Annotated in this window: 15 protein-coding genes; 10 read left to right on the plus strand and 5 right to left on the minus strand. The window is 71.3% G+C overall.

Annotated elements, in window-relative coordinates; genetic code table 11:
- Nucleotides 1-17: 17 nt before the first annotated feature.
- The 9 genes from AB0D45_RS01560 (at nucleotide 18) to AB0D45_RS01600 (ending at nucleotide 9,888) form a co-directional block, all read left to right on the plus strand.
- On the plus strand, nucleotides 18-842 hold the full coding sequence (locus AB0D45_RS01560) for a hypothetical protein (RefSeq protein WP_362454812.1): 825 nt from the start codon (nucleotides 18-20) through the stop codon (nucleotides 840-842).
- Nucleotides 843-955: 113 nt separating this feature from the next.
- Complete coding sequence (locus AB0D45_RS01565; RefSeq protein WP_362454813.1) at nucleotides 956-1,687, plus strand: YcnI family protein; 732 nt, start codon at nucleotides 956-958, stop codon at nucleotides 1,685-1,687.
- 80 nt (nucleotides 1,688-1,767) lie between these two features.
- Nucleotides 1,768-2,421 carry an SCO family protein gene (locus AB0D45_RS01570; RefSeq protein ID WP_362454814.1) on the plus strand — a complete coding sequence of 218 codons (654 nt, stop codon included), beginning with the start codon at nucleotides 1,768-1,770 and terminating at the stop codon, nucleotides 2,419-2,421.
- Nucleotides 2,418-2,948 (plus strand): copper chaperone PCu(A)C, encoded by a 531-nt coding sequence (locus AB0D45_RS01575; RefSeq protein WP_362454815.1) that lies wholly within the window; start codon nucleotides 2,418-2,420, stop codon nucleotides 2,946-2,948. The genes AB0D45_RS01570 and AB0D45_RS01575 overlap by 4 nt, the downstream gene beginning before the upstream one ends.
- A 22-nt stretch (nucleotides 2,949-2,970) precedes the next feature.
- Nucleotides 2,971-4,986 carry a copper resistance protein CopC gene (locus tag AB0D45_RS01580; protein WP_362454816.1) on the plus strand — a complete coding sequence of 672 codons (2,016 nt, stop codon included), beginning with the start codon at nucleotides 2,971-2,973 and terminating at the stop codon, nucleotides 4,984-4,986.
- Nucleotides 4,987-4,991: 5 nt separating this feature from the next.
- Nucleotides 4,992-6,275: an iron uptake transporter deferrochelatase/peroxidase subunit gene (gene efeB / locus AB0D45_RS01585; RefSeq protein WP_362454817.1), complete on the plus strand. Its 1,284-nt coding sequence runs from the start codon at nucleotides 4,992-4,994 to the stop codon at nucleotides 6,273-6,275.
- 42 nt (nucleotides 6,276-6,317) lie between these two features.
- A complete protein-coding gene (gene pheA / locus AB0D45_RS01590; protein ID WP_361595539.1) occupies nucleotides 6,318-7,253 on the plus strand; it encodes a prephenate dehydratase in 936 nt (311 codons plus the stop codon).
- 548 nt (nucleotides 7,254-7,801) lie between these two features.
- Entirely contained in the window at nucleotides 7,802-9,079 is a 1,278-nt protein-coding gene (gene serS, locus AB0D45_RS01595; protein WP_361595542.1) for a serine--tRNA ligase, read from the plus strand.
- Entirely contained in the window at nucleotides 9,076-9,888 is an 813-nt protein-coding gene (locus AB0D45_RS01600; protein WP_361595545.1) for an HAD family hydrolase, read from the plus strand. Before serS ends, AB0D45_RS01600 begins: the two co-directional genes overlap by 4 nt.
- A gap of 185 nt (nucleotides 9,889-10,073) precedes the next feature.
- On the opposite strand, the gene AB0D45_RS01605 is transcribed toward AB0D45_RS01600, so the two are convergent.
- The 5 genes from AB0D45_RS01605 to AB0D45_RS01625 form a co-directional block, all read right to left on the minus strand.
- Complete coding sequence (locus AB0D45_RS01605; RefSeq protein WP_362454818.1) at nucleotides 10,074-10,745, minus strand: rhomboid-like protein; 672 nt, start codon at nucleotides 10,743-10,745, stop codon at nucleotides 10,074-10,076.
- An 86-nt stretch (nucleotides 10,746-10,831) separates the two neighbouring features.
- Entirely contained in the window at nucleotides 10,832-11,551 is a 720-nt protein-coding gene (locus AB0D45_RS01610) for an ABC transporter permease subunit (protein ID WP_361595551.1), read from the minus strand.
- Between the two features lie 14 nt (nucleotides 11,552-11,565).
- On the minus strand, nucleotides 11,566-12,477 hold the full coding sequence (locus tag AB0D45_RS01615) for an ABC transporter ATP-binding protein (protein WP_362454819.1): 912 nt from the start codon (nucleotides 12,475-12,477) through the stop codon (nucleotides 11,566-11,568).
- Entirely contained in the window at nucleotides 12,474-13,361 is an 888-nt protein-coding gene (locus AB0D45_RS01620; RefSeq protein ID WP_361595557.1) for an ABC transporter permease subunit, read from the minus strand. Before AB0D45_RS01620 ends, AB0D45_RS01615 begins: the two co-directional genes overlap by 4 nt.
- Entirely contained in the window at nucleotides 13,351-14,340 is a 990-nt protein-coding gene (locus tag AB0D45_RS01625) for an ABC transporter ATP-binding protein (RefSeq protein WP_362454820.1), read from the minus strand. The genes AB0D45_RS01620 and AB0D45_RS01625 overlap by 11 nt, the downstream gene beginning before the upstream one ends.
- A 217-nt stretch (nucleotides 14,341-14,557) precedes the next feature.
- Here AB0D45_RS01625 and AB0D45_RS01630 point away from each other — a divergent pair, with 217 nt between their 5' ends.
- Nucleotides 14,558-15,427 carry a M24 family metallopeptidase gene (locus AB0D45_RS01630; protein WP_361595563.1) on the plus strand — a complete coding sequence of 290 codons (870 nt, stop codon included), beginning with the start codon at nucleotides 14,558-14,560 and terminating at the stop codon, nucleotides 15,425-15,427.
- Nucleotides 15,428-15,429: the final 2 nt, after the last annotated feature.

A 15,429-nucleotide genomic window follows, 5' to 3' on the forward strand; every position in this document is an offset into this window, starting at 1 on the left:
GCGATGATGACCCGGCCATGACTGCCACCCACACGACACGCGCCGGAGCCGGTCTCCGGATGACCCGGGCCGCGGTGTTCACCGCGGTCTGTGTCGTGCTGTCCGCGGCCGGCCACGCGGTGGCCTCCTGCGCGACCGTGCCGTGGTGGGCCCTGGCCCTGGCCTTCGCCGCCGTGTTCGCGGTCGCGGCCCCGCTCGCCGGGCGCAGGCGCCCGCTGGCCGGGATCGCCGCCGGGCTCGCCGCCGGACAGCTCGGGCTGCACACGCTGTTCGGCCTCGGCCAGCACGGCGCCGCGACGTCCCAGGCTCCGGCGGCGGGTTCCTCCGACGCCTCGCTCGCGGCGCTCGCCGCCCAGCTGGTCTGCGGTGGCAATGCCGTACCGCTGAGCGCGGCCGACGCCCGGCAGATCCTGGAGGCGGCCGGACTGGACCCGGCCGCGGTGGCCGCCCAGGCCGCCGCGCAGGCGCACATGGCCCACGCCCACGTGGCGGGCGGCACCGCCGCACCGGCGGTCGGCCTGTTCAGCCCGGCCATGATGATCGGCCACCTGCTGGCCGCGCTCGCGGCCGGCTGGCTGCTGGGCCGGGGTGACGCCGCCCTGTTCCGGCTCGTCGAACTGTCCCGGCTCCCGCTCCGCGCGGAAGCCGACCCCATACGTCCGCTGCGCGCCGCGCTGGCCTTCGTACGGGCCCTCGCGGCCGGACTCCCCGGCGCGCCCGCCCGCGGCCCCCGGGCCGGCCGGAGCGCTGCCGCACCCGCCGTCTCCACCGGCCGGGACGCACTGCTGCACACCGTGATCCGGCGCGGGCCGCCGGCGGCCGCGCTCGTCCTCGCAGCCTGACGCGGCACCCCGCTCCCCGGAACACCCGGCGGTGGCTCCGGTGCCGCGACCTCCTCGCGCGCCCGTGCGCGGAGGAGCCACCGTCACCCCTGCTTCCGTGGAGTGTTCCCGCCATGAAGACCTCTCGCGTCTCCTTCACCGCCGCCCTCGCCGCCGGTGCCGTCCTCGCCCTGTCCGGCACCGCCTTCGCGCACGTCAGCGTGCAGCCCGGCGAGGCCACCAAGGGCGGCTACGCGACGCTCAACTTCAAGGTCCCCAACGAGCGCGACAACGCCTCGACCACCCAGCTCGAGGTCAACTTCCCGGTCGACCAGCCGCTCACGTCCGTCATGCCGCAGGAACTCCCCGGCTGGACGTCCACCGTCGAGAAGACCAAGCTCGACAAGCCGCTGACCGTGCACGGGAAGCAGATCAACGAGGTCGTCACGAAGGTCACCTGGACCGGCGGCAAGATCGAGCCCGGCAAGTTCCAGCAGTTCCCGGTCTCCGTCGGCAAGCTCCCCGAGAACGCCGACAAGATGGTGTTCAAGGCGATCCAGACGTACGACAACAACGAGGTCGTCCGCTGGATCGAGGAGCCCAAGGAAGGCGCCGCGGAGCCGCAGACGCCGGCGCCCGTGCTGAAGCTGACCGCCGCCAAGGCCGCGGACGACCACCACGACACGGCCGCCAAGCCGGCTGCCGACGGGAGCAAGAACCCCGGCGAGGGCAACGGCGACGGCGGACACGACGAAGCCGCCAAGAGCGGCTCCGACACGACCGCGCGCACCCTCGGCATCGTGGGCATCGTCGTCGGCCTCGCCGGCGTCGCCTTCGGCATCGCCTCGCGGCGCCGCGCCTCCTGAGGCGTCGGGGCCCCGGCCCCCTCGCCCCGCGGTCGTACCCCCGACATCCGCACCATCCCCGACCCCAGGGACGATTTCCCATGCGCACCACACGTGTGACGGTCGCCGCCCTCGCGGTGGCGACCGCGCTCGCCCTCACCGCCTGCGGCGGCGGGACCGAGAAGAACACCGGTTCGGTCACCCAGATCACCGGCCAGAAGAAGGCCGGAACCGCGACCGTCCTCGACCGCCCCTTCGACAAGCCGGAGCTCGTCCTCACGGACACCACCGGCAAGCCGTGGAACCTGCGCGAGCAGACCAAGGGACGGCCGACGCTCATGTACTTCGGCTACACCAACTGCCCCGACGTGTGCCCCCTGACGATGAGCAACATCGCCGTCGCCAAGAAGGCGCTCCCCAAGGGGGAGCAGGACAAGCTCCAGGTCGTCTTCGTCACGACGGACCCCGAGCGGGACACCCCCGACTCCCTCGGCGCGTGGCTCAGGGCCCAGGACCCGTCCTTCACCGGACTGACCGGGGACTTCGCCACCATCCAGGCCGCCGCCCGATCTCTCGGCATCGGTATCGAGGCCCCCAAGAAGGAGGCCGACGGCACCGTCGTCTCCATGCACGGGGCCCAGGTCATCGCGTTCTCGCCCAAGACCGACGAGGGCTACGTCCTCTACGGCGAGGGCACGACCGTCGACGACTACACCAAGGACCTGCCGAAGATCATCAAGGGGGAGAACCCGTGAACGCCCGCACCATCCGCACCATCGCCGCCGCCCTCTCCCTGACGGCAGCGCTGGCCATATCCGGCTGCTCCTCAGGCCAGGACGACGGCTCCGGGTCCCCGGCCGGCGCGGGAGCCTCGGCTGCACCGGAGGCCGCCCAGGCCGCCCAGGGCGGCATGACGGTCAGCGGAGCCTTCATGCCCGAACCGGTCAACGACAAGATGGCCGGCGCTTTCATGGTCATCAAGAACGGCTCGAAGACCGCCGACAAGCTGGTCTCCGCCGGCAGCCCGCTCTCGGACGATCTGCAGATCCACGAGACCAAGGACCAGAAGATGCAGCAGGTCCAGTCGATGGACGTGCCCGCGGGCGGTGAGCTGCGGCTGGAGCGCGGCGGCAACCACATCATGTTCATGGGGCTCAAGAACCAGCCGAAGGTCGGCGACAAGATCACCATCGAGCTGCGGTTCGAGAAGGCCGGCCCTGTCAAGGTGGAGCTGGACGTCAAGGAACGGACGTACACCGCGCAGAACTCCACTTCCCACTGACGGACCGAGGAACTGACACGCCATGACGGCCACCGCCCCCGCTCCTCCTTCCGCCCGCGCCCGCACGGCGGCACTCCTGCCGCGGCTGGCACTGGTTCTCGCAGCCCTGCTGGCGGCCCTGTTCACCGCGGCCGCCCCGGCCACGGCGCACGCGGCACTCACGGCGAGCGACCCGCAGGACGGGGCGGTGGTCGCCACGGCGCCCGCCCAGGTCACCCTCTCCTTCTCGGAGCAGGTCGCCATGGGCGACGATTCCATCCGCGTCATGGACCCCCAGGGCAAGCGCGTCGACACCGGCGAGCTGCGGGACATGTGCAGCGGATCGACCATCCGCTACGGCACGGCCCTGCACCCGGGCCTGCCCGACGGCACGTACACGGTCGCCTGGCAGGCCGTCTCCGCCGACAGCCACCCGATCTCCGGGGCCTTCACCTTCTCCGTCGGCGCCCCTTCGGCGACCAGCGTCGCCCTCCCCGCGCAGCAGGTCGGCGGCGGGCCCGTCGGCATCGCGTACGGCATCGCCCGCTACGCGGCCTACGCCGGGTTCACCGTCCTGGTCGGCGGCGCCGCCTTCATCCTGCTGTGCTGGCGCCGCGGCTCGGCGGAGCGGCCTCTGCAGAAGCTGGTGGTGCGCGGCTGGGTCACCCTCACCGCCGCCACCCTGGCGATGCTGGTGCTGCGCACCCCGTACACCGGCTCGGGGAAGTTCGCCGACGCCTTCGACCTCGACGGGCTCAAGGCCGTCCTGGAGACCAAGACCGGCGCCTCCTTCCTCTCCCGGCTGCTGCTGCTTGGCGCGGCCGCGCTCTTCATCGCTGTGCTCTTCGGTGCCTACGCCCGCCGGCAGAAGGCCTCCGGAGCGGAGGCGGACACCCTCGGGGAGGACGGCGCCGAGGAGAACAAGGAGACGAGCGACCTCGCTTTCGGACTGGGCATCGGCGGCACGGTCGTGGCCGGCGGCATCGCCGCCACCTGGGCCCTGTCCGAGCACGCCTCCACCGGCATCCAGCCCGGGATCGCGATGCCGGCCGACATCCTGCACCTGCTGGCCATGGCCACCTGGCTCGGCGGGCTCACCGCACTGCTGGTCGCCCTGCACAAGGTGGCGGACATCGAGCGGGAAGCCGTCCGGCGCTTCTCCCGCGTCGCCTTCGTCAGCGTCCTGGTCCTCGCCGTCACGGGCGTCTACCAGTCCTGGCGCCAGGTCGGCAGCTGGTCCGCCCTCACGGGCACCAGCTACGGCAGGCTGCTGCTGATCAAGGTCGCGCTCGTCGCGGTCCTCGTCGGCATCGCCTACCTGTCGCGGAGGTGGACCTCCCGGCTCGGGGAGGTCCGGACCGGGGAGCCGGCCGCGGTGCCCGCCGGACGCGATGTTTCACGTGAAACAACGACCGGAAGTGCCGTCCCCTCAGCCACCGACGCCGCCGGCGCCGGCGCCGACCCGGACGCCGAGCCCGTCGACCCGAAGCGTGCCGCCCAGCTCGCCCGCCAGCGGGCGGCCCGCGAGAAGGCCCGGGAGACGCGCGTCCGCGACGCCGATCCGGGCCGCGCCGGCCTGCGCCGCTCCGTACTCGCCGAGGCGGGTGTGGCGGTCGTACTCCTGGCCGTCACCACCGTCCTGACCAGCACCGAACCCGGGCGCGCCGTCGAGCGGGAGACCGGCCGGGGCGGAGCATCCGCCCCCGCCGTACCCAACCGCCCCGTCAAGATCACCCTGCCCTTCGACACCGGCGGCCAGAACGGCAAGGGCAACGTCCGGCTGGAGCTCGACCCGGGCCGGGTCGGCGCCAACACGCTCCACCTGTGGGCCGACGGTCCCGACGGCACCCCCCTCGACCTCCCCGAGGTCAAGATCGCCTTCACCCTCCCGGCCAAGGAGATCGGCCCGCTGCCGCTCGCCCCGGACCGGGCGGCTCCCGGACACTGGACCGCGTCCGGGGTCCAGCTGCCGCTCGCGGGCGAATGGCGCATCGACGTGACCGTACGCACCTCCGACATCGACCAGACGACCGTCCAGAAGAACGTGAAGATCGGCTGAACAGCGTGACCGACAGCACCGGGAGCAATCCCGACATCGAGATCTCCCGGCGCCGGCTGCTGGGCACCGTAGGCGCCGCGGGCGCCGCCGGGCTCGCGCTCGGCGCCACCGGCGGCGCCCTCGTGCGGTCAGCGGTCTCCGACTCCCCGGCCGGCTCCCCCGGAGCCACCGGGTCCCTCGCCTCGCTCGGCGCCACCCAGGTCGCCTTCCACGGCGAGCGCCAGGCCGGAATCACCACCCCGCTCCAGGCCAAGGGCCACGTCCTCGCCTTCGACCTGGCGCCGGGCGCCGGGCGCACGGAGGCCGCCGCGCTGCTGCGCCGCTGGTCCGACACCGCCCGGCGGCTCATGGCGGGCGAGACCGCCCCGACCGCCGACAGCGGGATCGCCCTGGACGCGGGACCGTCCTCGCTCACCCTCACCTTCGGCTTCGGCCACTCCTTCTTCGAGCGCACCGGCCTCACCGCCCGGCGCCCGGTGGCCCTCGACCCGCTGCCGGACTTCTCCTCGGACCGGCTCGACCCCCAGCGCAGCAACGGCGACCTGTGGGTCCAGATCGGCGCCGACGACGCACTGGTCGCCTTCCACGCCCTGCGCGCCGTGCAGAAGGACGCCGGGGAGGCCGCCCGGGTGCGCTGGCAGATGAACGGCTTCAACCGGTCCCCCGGCGCCACGGCCTCTCCCATGACCGCACGCAATCTGATGGGCCAGGTCGACGGCACCGGTAACCCGAAGCCCAAGGACCCCGACTTCGACAAGCGGATCTTCGTGCCGGGCGCCGGACCAGGACCGGCCGAGCACTCCTGGATGGGCGGGGGCTCGTACGCCGTCGTACGGCGGATCCGGATGCTGCTCGACGACTGGGACAAGCAGTCCCTCGCCCAGCAGGAGCAGGTCATCGGCCGGACCAAGGCCACCGGAGCTCCGCTGACCGGCGGCGACGAGAAGACCCCGCTCGCCCTGGACAAGTTCGGCGCCGACGGCAAGCCGGTCATCCCGTCCAACGCCCACGCCCGGATCTCCGCCCCCGCGCAGAACGGCGGGGCCGCGATGCTCCGGCGGCCCTTCTCGTACCACGACGGGATCGGCCCCGACGGCACTCCCGACGCCGGGCTCCTCTTCATCTGCTGGCAGGCCGACCCGCTGCGCGGGTTCGTCCCGGTCCAGCGCAAGCTCGACCGCGGTGACGCCCTGTCGGAGTTCATCCGGCACGAGTCCAGCGGGCTGTACGCCGTCCCGCCCGGGCCGCGCGAGGGCGAGTACGTCGGACAGCGGCTGCTCGAAGGGTGAACAGCGCCGCATCGGCGGGTGGCACGGCATTAGGCTGACCGCATGTCGGCCACCCGCTTCACGTATCTCGGTCCCGAGGGCACTTTCACCGAAGCCGCCCTGCGCACCCTGCCGGAAGCCGCCACCCGGGAGCTGGTCCCGATGGTGTCGGTGCCGGCCGCCCTGGACGCCGTGCGCAACGGCGAGGCCGCGGCGGCGCTGGTGCCGATCGAGAACTCGGTGGAGGGCGGGGTCACCGCCACCCTGGACGAGCTGGCCTCCGGTGAGCCGCTCATGATCTACCGCGAGGTGCTGCTGCCCATCGCGTTCGCGCTGCTCGTGCGGCCGGGGACCAAGCTGTCGGACGTCAAGACCGTCACGGGGCACCCCGTCGCCCAGCCCCAGGTGCGCAACTGGCTGCGTACGCACCTGCCCGATGCCGTGTGGGAGTCGGCGGCCTCCAATGCCGACGGTGCCCGGCTGGTGCAGGAGGGCCGGTTCGACGCGGCCTTCGCGGGTGAGTTCGCCGCCGCCACCTACGGGCTGGAGGCGCTGGTCACCGAGATCCACGACGCGCAGAACGCCGAGACCCGCTTCGTGCTCGTCGGACGGCCCGCCCGGCCGGCCGCGCCCACCGGCGCCGACAAGACGTCCGTCGTGCTGTGGCTCGGTGACGACCACCCCGGCGCCCTGCTGGAACTCCTCCAGGAGTTCGCCGTTCGCGGGGTGAACCTGATGCTGATCCAGTCCCGTCCGACCGGGGAGGGGATCGGCAACTACTGCTTCGCGGTCGACGCCGAGGGCCACATCTCCGACCGCCGCGTCAGCGAGGCCCTGATGGGGCTGCGGCGCACGTGCCCGCAGGTCCGCTTCCTCGGCTCCTACCCGCGTGCCGGTGTCGCGCTGAGTGAGGTGCGCGCCGCACGGCCGGGAACCTCCGACGCCGACTTCACCGAGGCCTCCGACTGGCTGGCGCGCTGCCTCGACGGCCGGGCGTAGCCCTCCCTTCCCTGTCCACAGAGTTATCCACAGGCCGGGATGGGGACCTGGGGACAAGTCGACAGAGCGGCCCGACAAGGTCGACATATCGGCCCGCCGCCCCAGGTTTCGCGCTGGGGAGCGGAAGGTGAACGGCGTCACCTCTGTATCACCGATCAACTCTTTGGAGCGAGCCATTCCCACCCGAATGAGTGTGTGAGGGCGGTTTGAACCCTGATCGGCCCAGACCGCTCCTCGATCCCTATTGATCTCATTCGATGTCCACAGACCGGGCACACAGCCTGTGGATAAAAGCGGCCCCTCGAGGATTCCTGTGGACAAGAGCCGGTCTCCGAGCCTGCTCAGAGCGGCCGCGTCGCGTCGCCCCGTATCCCCTTTCGCGGAATGGGGCCGGTTTATCAACCGGTCGCAGTGTCCGGATACAGCCGCCTGGCGCAACCCGGGTCAAGCCCTCGGCCCGCCCCTTGCTTTCCCCTCAATTGGGACATAGTGACACGCAGCGTGATATCGGTGTGATCCCAGGAAGCCCCGCCCGGTAGCCTGGAGGGGTGATTGACCTTCGGCTGCTCCGTGAAGACCCTGACCGTGTCCGCGCCTCGCAGCGCGCCCGTGGAGAGGACGTCGATCTCGTCGACGCACTGCTCTCCGCCGACGAGCGCCGCAGGTCCTCCGGCATGCGCTTCGACGAACTGCGCAATGAGCAGAAGTCGCTCGGCAAGCTCATTCCCAAGGCCTCTCCGGAGGAGCGGGCGGAGCTGCTGGGCAAGGCCGAGCAGCTCAAGCAGGACGTCAGGGCCGCGGAAGCCGAACAGAACGAGGCGGACGAGGCTGCCAAGCAGCTCCTGCTGAAGCTCGGGAACATCGTCCACGAGGACGTCCCCGTCGGCGGCGAGGAGGACTTCACCGTCCTCGAGACGCACGGCACGATCCGCGACTTCGGTGCCGAGGGCTTCCAGCCCAAGGACCACCTGGAGCTCGGCGAGTCCCTGGGCGCCATCGACGTCGAGCGCGGCGCCAAGGTGTCGGGTTCGCGCTTCTACTACCTCACCGGTGTCGGCGCCCTGCTCGAACTCGCTCTGGTGAACGCGGCGATCGCGCAGGCCACCGAGGCGGGCTTCATCCCGATGCTGACCCCCGCGCTGGTCCGCCCGCGCGCCATGGAGGGCACCGGTTTCCTCGGCCAGGCCGCGGAGAACGTCTACCACCTGGAAAAGGACGACTACTACCTGGTCGGCACGTCCGAGGTCCCGCTCGCCGCGTACCACATGGACGAGATCATCGACGCCGACAAGCTGCCCCTGCGGTACGCCGGCTTCTCCCCTTGCTTCCGCCGCGAGGCCGGTACGTACGGCAAGGACACCCGCGGCATCTTCCGCGTCCACCAGTTCGACAAGGTCGAGATGTTCTCCTACGTCGCGCCCGAGGACGCCGAGGCCGAGCACAAGCGCCTCCTGGAGTGGGAGAAGCAGTGGCTCACGAGCCTGGAGCTGCCGTTCCAGGTGATCGACGTCGCGACCGGCGACCTGGGCTCCTCCGCCTCCCGCAAGTTCGACTGCGAGGCCTGGATCCCGACCCAGGGCAAGTACCGCGAGCTGACCTCCGCCTCGAACTGTGACGGCTTCCAGGCCCGCCGCCTGGCGATCCGCTACCGCGACGGCAAGAAGACCGCTCCGCTGTCCACGCTGAACGGCACCCTGTGCGCCGTCCCGCGCACCATCGTCGCGATCCTGGAGAACCACCAGCAGGCCGACGGCACCGTGCGGGTCCCCCCGGTGCTGCGCCCCTACCTGGGCGGCCGCGAGGTCCTGGAGCCGATCACCAAGTGAGCCCGGCTCCCTTCCCGTACAAGCTCGTCGCGACAGACCTCGACGGCACGCTGCTGCGTGACGACGGCACCGTCTCGGAGCGCACCCGCGAAGCGCTCGCCGCGGTCACCGCGGCGGGCGCGGCGCACATCGTCGTCACCGGCCGTGCCGTGCCCTGGACCCGGCACGTGCTGGACGACCTCGGCTACCAGGGGATCGCCGTGTGCGGGCAGGGCGCCCAGGTCTATGACGCGGGGGCACACCGGCTGCTGACCTCGGTGACGCTGGACCGGCAGCTCGCCGGCCTGGCGCTGTCGAAGCTCGAGGCCGAGGTGGGTCCGCTGGCGCTGGCCGCCAGCCGGGACGGGGTGGCGGGCGAGGTCCTGTTCGGACCGGGCTACCAGGTGCAGGAGGGCCTGCCGGCGCTCTACCTGGAGGACACCGCCGAGGTCTGGACGGCCCCGCTGAACAAGCTGTACATCCAGCACCCGGGCATGGGTGACGACGAGCTCGTCAAGGCCGGCCGGGAGGTCGTGGGCAGCCTGGTCGACATCGTCATGGCCGGCCCCGGGATAGTGGAGATCCTTCCGCTGGGCCTGAGCAAGGCCACCGGCCTGTCGCTCGCCGCACGGCGGCTGAAGGCCAAGGCCGCGGAGACGATCGCCTTTGGTGACATGCCCAACGACATCCCCATGTTCGGCTGGGCCGCGCACGGTGTCGCCATGGCCAACGCGCACGCGGAGCTGAAGGCCGTGGCCGACGAGGTGACGACCTCCAACCAGGAGGACGGCATCGCGGTGGTGCTGGAGCGCCTGCTCGCCACCCTGTAGCAACGGGGATGCGGTACCTCCGGGGATGCGCCCCGGGGCCGGACGTACGAGAGGTCCGGGACGGCCCGCGCCGCAAGGCGCGCTCGAAGTGGCCGTCCCGGACCTTTTGTTACTCCCCGCACCACTCACTGTGCCCCGGTCGCACGTGCCGTACCAGCGAATTTCCGCCGGTCGGCCACCGTGCATCAGGGGCGTGTTTCACGTGAAACATGGGCCGCCGGCCGGTGCCCGTGCGCATCCGCGTGCTGGGTCAGCGGCCAGGCGAGGAGCCCGACGGCCAGGGAGATGGCGTGGCCGAGGTCGGTGAAGGTTCCGCCCGTGAAGAGGGGAAGACCGAAGAAGGCGACCGCCCCGACGAGGTAGAACCATCTCCAGGGGCTGCGGAGCCGGTAGGTCAGCACACCGACCGCGGCCGCGAGTCCGTAGCTGACGCCGATGTCCACGACATGGGTCATGCTGTGTGGCGCCCGGTGGTCCTCGATGGCCATCAGGAGGACCTTCTGGCTGACGAGGGTGGCGACGACATGGGCGGTCGCGACGATCAGGAGCCAGCGCAGGGTGCCGAGCCAGCGCTCCACGGGTGCGTGGAAGAGCTCGAAGAGCACGGCGTAGAGGGGGAGTGAGGCCGGGTTCTCGATCCAGAAGGCGCTGCTGAGCAGAGCCCGTACGGGGTACTTCACCAGCTGGTGGAGGTTGCTGCTGCTGCGGTGGAGCAGCAGGTGGTCCAGCCGGTCGGGGGCGATCGCCACGACGAGGCTGGTGACGGCGACGATCAGCAGCCATATGTGCGTGCCGGGCGAGGAGCGTATCCAGGACCTCAGGGGCCTGGACGGCTCGGGCTCGGGAAGCACGTCCATGCACCGATGATGCCGGGCGAACCTGTGCCCCGCCCGGCCGGTGGGCCGGGCGGGGCACGAGCGCCGGCATACGGCCGGCGGCGGGCCTACTCCTCGCCGGCGAGGGTGAGGCGGCGCAGCTTCTGGCCCGCGTAGACGGTGGCGCCGATGGTGACCGCGAGGAGCAGGGCCACCGCGGTGGGCAGGCCCACGGTGGCGTCGACGTACCCCTGTCCGGCGACCTTCTCGGCCAGGGCCAGGGCCCACTGCTGGACGCTGAGCGTCTTGGCTCCGGAGACCAGGCTGCCGAAGAGGGACTCCCAGATCAGGGCGTAGACGAGGCCGAAGACGACCGCGTGCCGGCTGACCGTGCCCAGCAGCAGGAACAGCGCGCTGTAGGCGATGGAGGCGACGAGGGCGGCAACGGTGTAGGCGACGGCGATCTGCTGGCCGTTGCCGTTGAGGATGAAGCCCGCGATCAGGGTGGGGATGGCGGAGAAGGCCATCGTGACCGCGATGGCGACGATCAGCTTGGTCATGATGATCGTCGGGCGCTTCACCGGCTTGGAGAGCAGGTAGACGATCGAGCCGTCGTCGATCTCGGGACCGATGGCACCGGTGCCGGCGATGACGCCGATCAGCGGGACCATCGTCGCGAGGGCGAAGCCGCCGAGGAGGTCGGCCGCCACCTTGTCGTCCACGCCGGTGAAGAAGCGGACGGCCAGGGCGATGACGATCAGCAGCGCGGGGAGCGCGAAGAGGATCAGCGCGCGGCGCCGGCCGAGCAGGGCCCGGTAGGTGAGCCGGGCGACGGTGGGGTTGTACATGGGTGCCAGCTCCTTCAGGCCGCGACGAGGTAGGAGAAGACCGACTCGAGGGACTCGTCGGAGGGCGAGACCGTGAGCAGCCGGATGCCGTGCGCGCGGGCGACGCGCGGCAGCACCTCGGTGAAGCGCCCGAAGTCGACGGCCTGGATGCGCAGCGCGCCTTCCTGGAGGTCGACCTCGATGCCGGCCGTGGACGGGTCGGCGATCAGGGCCGCGGCGAGGGCCCGGTCGTCGGAGGAGCGGACGAGGTAGCGGTGCGGGCGGTCCGTCATCAGGCGGCGGATCTTGCGGAAGTCGCCGGATGCGGCGTGCCGGCCGGCGACGACCACCTCGATGTGGGAGGCGAGCTGCTCGACCTCCTCCAGGATGTGGGAGGAGAACAGGACGGTGCGGCCCTCGTCGCCCATCCGCCGCAGCAGGTCCATGAGCTGCATCCGCTGGCGCGGGTCCATGCCGTTGAAGGGCTCGTCCAGGAGGAGCACGGAGGGGTCGTGGACGAGCGCGGAGGCCATCTTCACGCGCTGGCGCATGCCCTTGGAGTACGTGGAGATCTTGCGGTCCTGGGCGTACTCCATCTCGACGGTGGCCAGGGCCCGCTGGGCCGCCGCGTCGTCGAGGCCGTGCAGTTCGGCGTTGGCAACGACGAACTCGCGGCCGGTGAGGAAGTCGTACATCGCCTCGCGTTCGGGTACGACGCCGATCTGCTCGTAGACCCGCTCGTTGCGCCAGATCGGCGTCCCGTCGAGGGTGACCGTGCCCGTGGAGGGGGCGAGGAAGCCGCCCATCATGTTGATGAGGGTCGACTTGCCCGCTCCGTTGGGGCCGAGGAGTCCGGTGACGCCGGGACCGATGCGCATGGTCACGTCGTTGACGGCGACGACGTTCCCGAACCAGCGGGAGGTGTGGTCGATGTCGATGAGGGTCACAGCCCGGCCTTCCGGTAGCGGGACATCAGGGCGCCGTAGGAGCCGACGATGAGGCCGAGTACGACGAGCAGGTAGACGACGCCGGTGGCGGAGGAGGGGCCCTCGCCGCCGGGGAAGGCCGAGGTGCCGCCGAGGAAGGCGGTCTGCACTCCGTCGATCAGGCTGATCGGGGAGAACAGGCCCATCCACTCGATGGCCCCGGTGTTCCCGGTGGAGTAGGCGACGGCCTGGAGCGTGGAGACCGCCCCGTACGGGATGAGCAGCAGCGCGATGACGGCCGCCACGCCGAACCCGCGGCGCGGGGTGAGGGCGGCCATGACCAGGCCGAGGCCCGCGAACAGCAGCGACAGCAGCAGTACCGACACCAGACCCTGCCCGAATCCCTTCGTCTGGTCACCGAAGTCGAACTTCGCCAGCAGCGAGCCGATCCACATGATCAGCAGCGGGGTGGCGGTGAGGATGAAGAGGGCCGAGGCCATGGCGGCGTACTTGGCCACGACGTAGTCGACGCGCTCGATGGGCCGCGAGAAGTACAGCGGCACCGTCTTGAAGCGCAGGTCGCGCGAGACCGACTGCGGTGCCTGGGAGGCGAGGTAGAGGCCGATGACCACCTGCGTGGTCAGGGCGTACGTCGTGTACTTGATCGGCAGGTCACTGGAGCCGGGTACGGCGATGGCCACCGCGACGATGATCAGCGCGGGGACGCACATCACCGCGAAGAGGATCATCGGCAGCACCTTGGACTTGGCGGAGCGGCCGAGCCCGTACGCGCCCCGCAGGGACTGCGAGAACAGCGAGGTACGGGCATACGCGCGGCCGAGCCGGGGTCCGTCGTAGGACCGGTAGCCGATGTTGTGGATCTGGGTGGAGGTCTCAGGCGCCATCGGAGCCGGCTCCCTTCTGGTGGGCGGTGGGCGCGGGCCGGCCGCTGTCGCGGAAGACCTCGGCGATGTGGTGGCGGCGCTGTTCCATGCGGACCAGGCCGAGGCCGAGGTCCGCGACGGTGTCGCGGACGGTGTCGTACGTGTCCTCGCCCTTGGCCTCCACGAGGAGGATGTGGCCCGCGCCGGGCAGGCCCTGCTCCTCACCCGCGTGGAGGCTGATGCCCGCAGCGGTGAGCGCCTCGCGCAGGGCCGCGGTGCCGTCCGGGTGCGCGTCGGAGTCGGTGACCTCGACGGCGAGGGTGGTCGTGGTCTGGGTGAACTCGCTGGTGGAGCTGGAGCGCAGCAGCTTGCCGCCGTCGACGACCACCACGTGGTCGCAGGTCCGCTCCAGCTCGCCGAGGAGGTGGGAGGTGACCAGGACCGAGATGCCGAAGTCGGTGTGGACCCGGCGGATCAGGCCGAGCATCTCGTCGCGGCCGACCGGGTCGAGACCGTTCGTCGGCTCGTCGAGGAGGACCAGCTGCGGGTCGTGGACCAGCGCCTGGGCGAGCTTGACCCGCTGCTTCATGCCGGTGGAGTAGCCGCCGATGGGGCGGTAGCGCTCCTCGTACAGCCCGACGTGGCGCAGCGTGTCGGCGGTCCGCTCGCGGGCGGCGGTCGGCGGGAGCCCGGACATGCGCGCCATGTGGACGACGAACTCGGTGGCCGAGACGTCGGGGGGCAGGCAGTCGTGTTCGGGCATGTAGCCGACCCGCTCACGGATGGCACTGCCATGCGTGGCGACGTCGAGCCCGAGCACGGCGGCACGGCCCTCTGTGGCGGGGGACAGTCCCAGCAGGATCTTGATCAGCGTGGACTTGCCGGCTCCGTTGGCGCCCACGAGTCCGGTCACGCCGGGCCCGATGTCCAGGGAGAGCCGGTCGAGGGCGGTCACTCGGGGGTACCGCTTGCTCAGGCTTTCGGTCGCGATGACAGTCACGGCTTCGACGTTAGTGGCGCGGGGACCGAGGATCGTCAGACCTGGAGCGGGACCGCGTATCCGCCTTGAGGACTACGAACGCTGCCGCAAGGCTGATGCCGACGGAGTTTTCCACAGGTCCGTGCAGGCCCCTTGACGCCGACTCCGGTCATTGTCACATTCATCAGTGTCAGGTTTCGGCGTGAGGTCTACACGGCTACAGGGACGGACGGCTGGCATGACTGGGGACACCAAGCAGCGCACCGCGCACGACTCCGGGCAGCTCTCCGCCGGGCTGCGCGGCTTCCGGGAGGTCCAGCGGCTCGCGTACGAGTGCGCGGAGACCGTGGCGGCGCAGCTGCGCCCGGGTGTCACCGAGCGCGAGGCGGCACGGATGCAGCGCGAGTGGCTGCGCGAGCGCGGGGTGCGGGACTGGTTCCACCTGCCCTTCGCCTGGTTCGGGGACCGGACCGCCTTCGCGAACTTCAAGATCCCCCTCCAGTTCTTCCCGACCTCGCGGCGGCTGGAGCCGGGGATGCCGTTCATCCTCGACATGGCACCGGTGTACCGGGGCTACGCGGCCGACATCGGCTATTCCGGGAGCCTGGGTCTCAACCCCGTGCAGGACCGGCTGATGTCCGATCTGCGCCCGCATCGGGAGCTGATCCTGGAGCAGGTGCGCGAGCGCCGCCCGCTGCGGGAGGTCTACGAGAACGTCGAGCGCCTGATGACCCGCCAGGGGTACGCCAACCGGCACCGGGCCTACCCCTTCGGCGTCATCGCGCACAAGATAGACCGGGTCAAGGAGCGCCGCTGGTCCCCGACCGCGTTCGGCTTCGGCACCCAGTCCCTCAAGGGGCTGGCCTCCGACGCGCTGCGCGGGCACCGGGAGGGCTGGTCGCCGCTGTGGAGCCCGTACCACTTCTCCGACCACCCGCCGCAGCCCGGCCTGTGGGCGGTGGAGCCGCACCTGGGCTTCCGGGGCACCGGCGCCAAGTTCGAGGAGATCCTGGTCGTCACCGACTCCCGGGATCCCGTCGAGAGCGCGTTCTGGCTGGACGACGACCTGCCGCACGTGCGGCGCTGGGCTGAGGAGAAGGCGGCATGAGC

This window comes from Streptomyces sp. NPDC048352, from assembly GCF_040651895.1.
Classification (GTDB): Bacteria; Actinomycetota; Actinomycetes; order Streptomycetales; family Streptomycetaceae; genus Streptomyces.

What these genes read in the sequence shown, in the direction of transcription:
- AB0D45_RS01560 (WP_362454812.1), top strand. Translation starts at nt 18, where the DNA reads ATGACTGCCACCCACACGACACGCGCCGGAGCCGGTCTCCGGATGACC.
- AB0D45_RS01565 (WP_362454813.1), top strand. Translation starts at nt 956, where the DNA reads ATGAAGACCTCTCGCGTCTCCTTCACCGCCGCCCTCGCCGCCGGTGCC.
- AB0D45_RS01570 (WP_362454814.1), top strand. Translation starts at nt 1,768, where the DNA reads ATGCGCACCACACGTGTGACGGTCGCCGCCCTCGCGGTGGCGACCGCG.
- AB0D45_RS01580 (WP_362454816.1), top strand. Translation starts at nt 2,971, where the DNA reads ATGACGGCCACCGCCCCCGCTCCTCCTTCCGCCCGCGCCCGCACGGCG.
- pheA (WP_361595539.1), top strand. Translation starts at nt 6,318, where the DNA reads ATGTCGGCCACCCGCTTCACGTATCTCGGTCCCGAGGGCACTTTCACC.
- AB0D45_RS01605 (WP_362454818.1), bottom strand. Translation starts at nt 10,745, where the DNA reads ATGGACGTGCTTCCCGAGCCCGAGCCGTCCAGGCCCCTGAGGTCCTGG.
- AB0D45_RS01610 (WP_361595551.1), bottom strand. Translation starts at nt 11,551, where the DNA reads ATGTACAACCCCACCGTCGCCCGGCTCACCTACCGGGCCCTGCTCGGC.
- AB0D45_RS01620 (WP_361595557.1), bottom strand. Translation starts at nt 13,361, where the DNA reads ATGGCGCCTGAGACCTCCACCCAGATCCACAACATCGGCTACCGGTCC.
- AB0D45_RS01630 (WP_361595563.1), top strand. Translation starts at nt 14,558, where the DNA reads ATGACTGGGGACACCAAGCAGCGCACCGCGCACGACTCCGGGCAGCTC.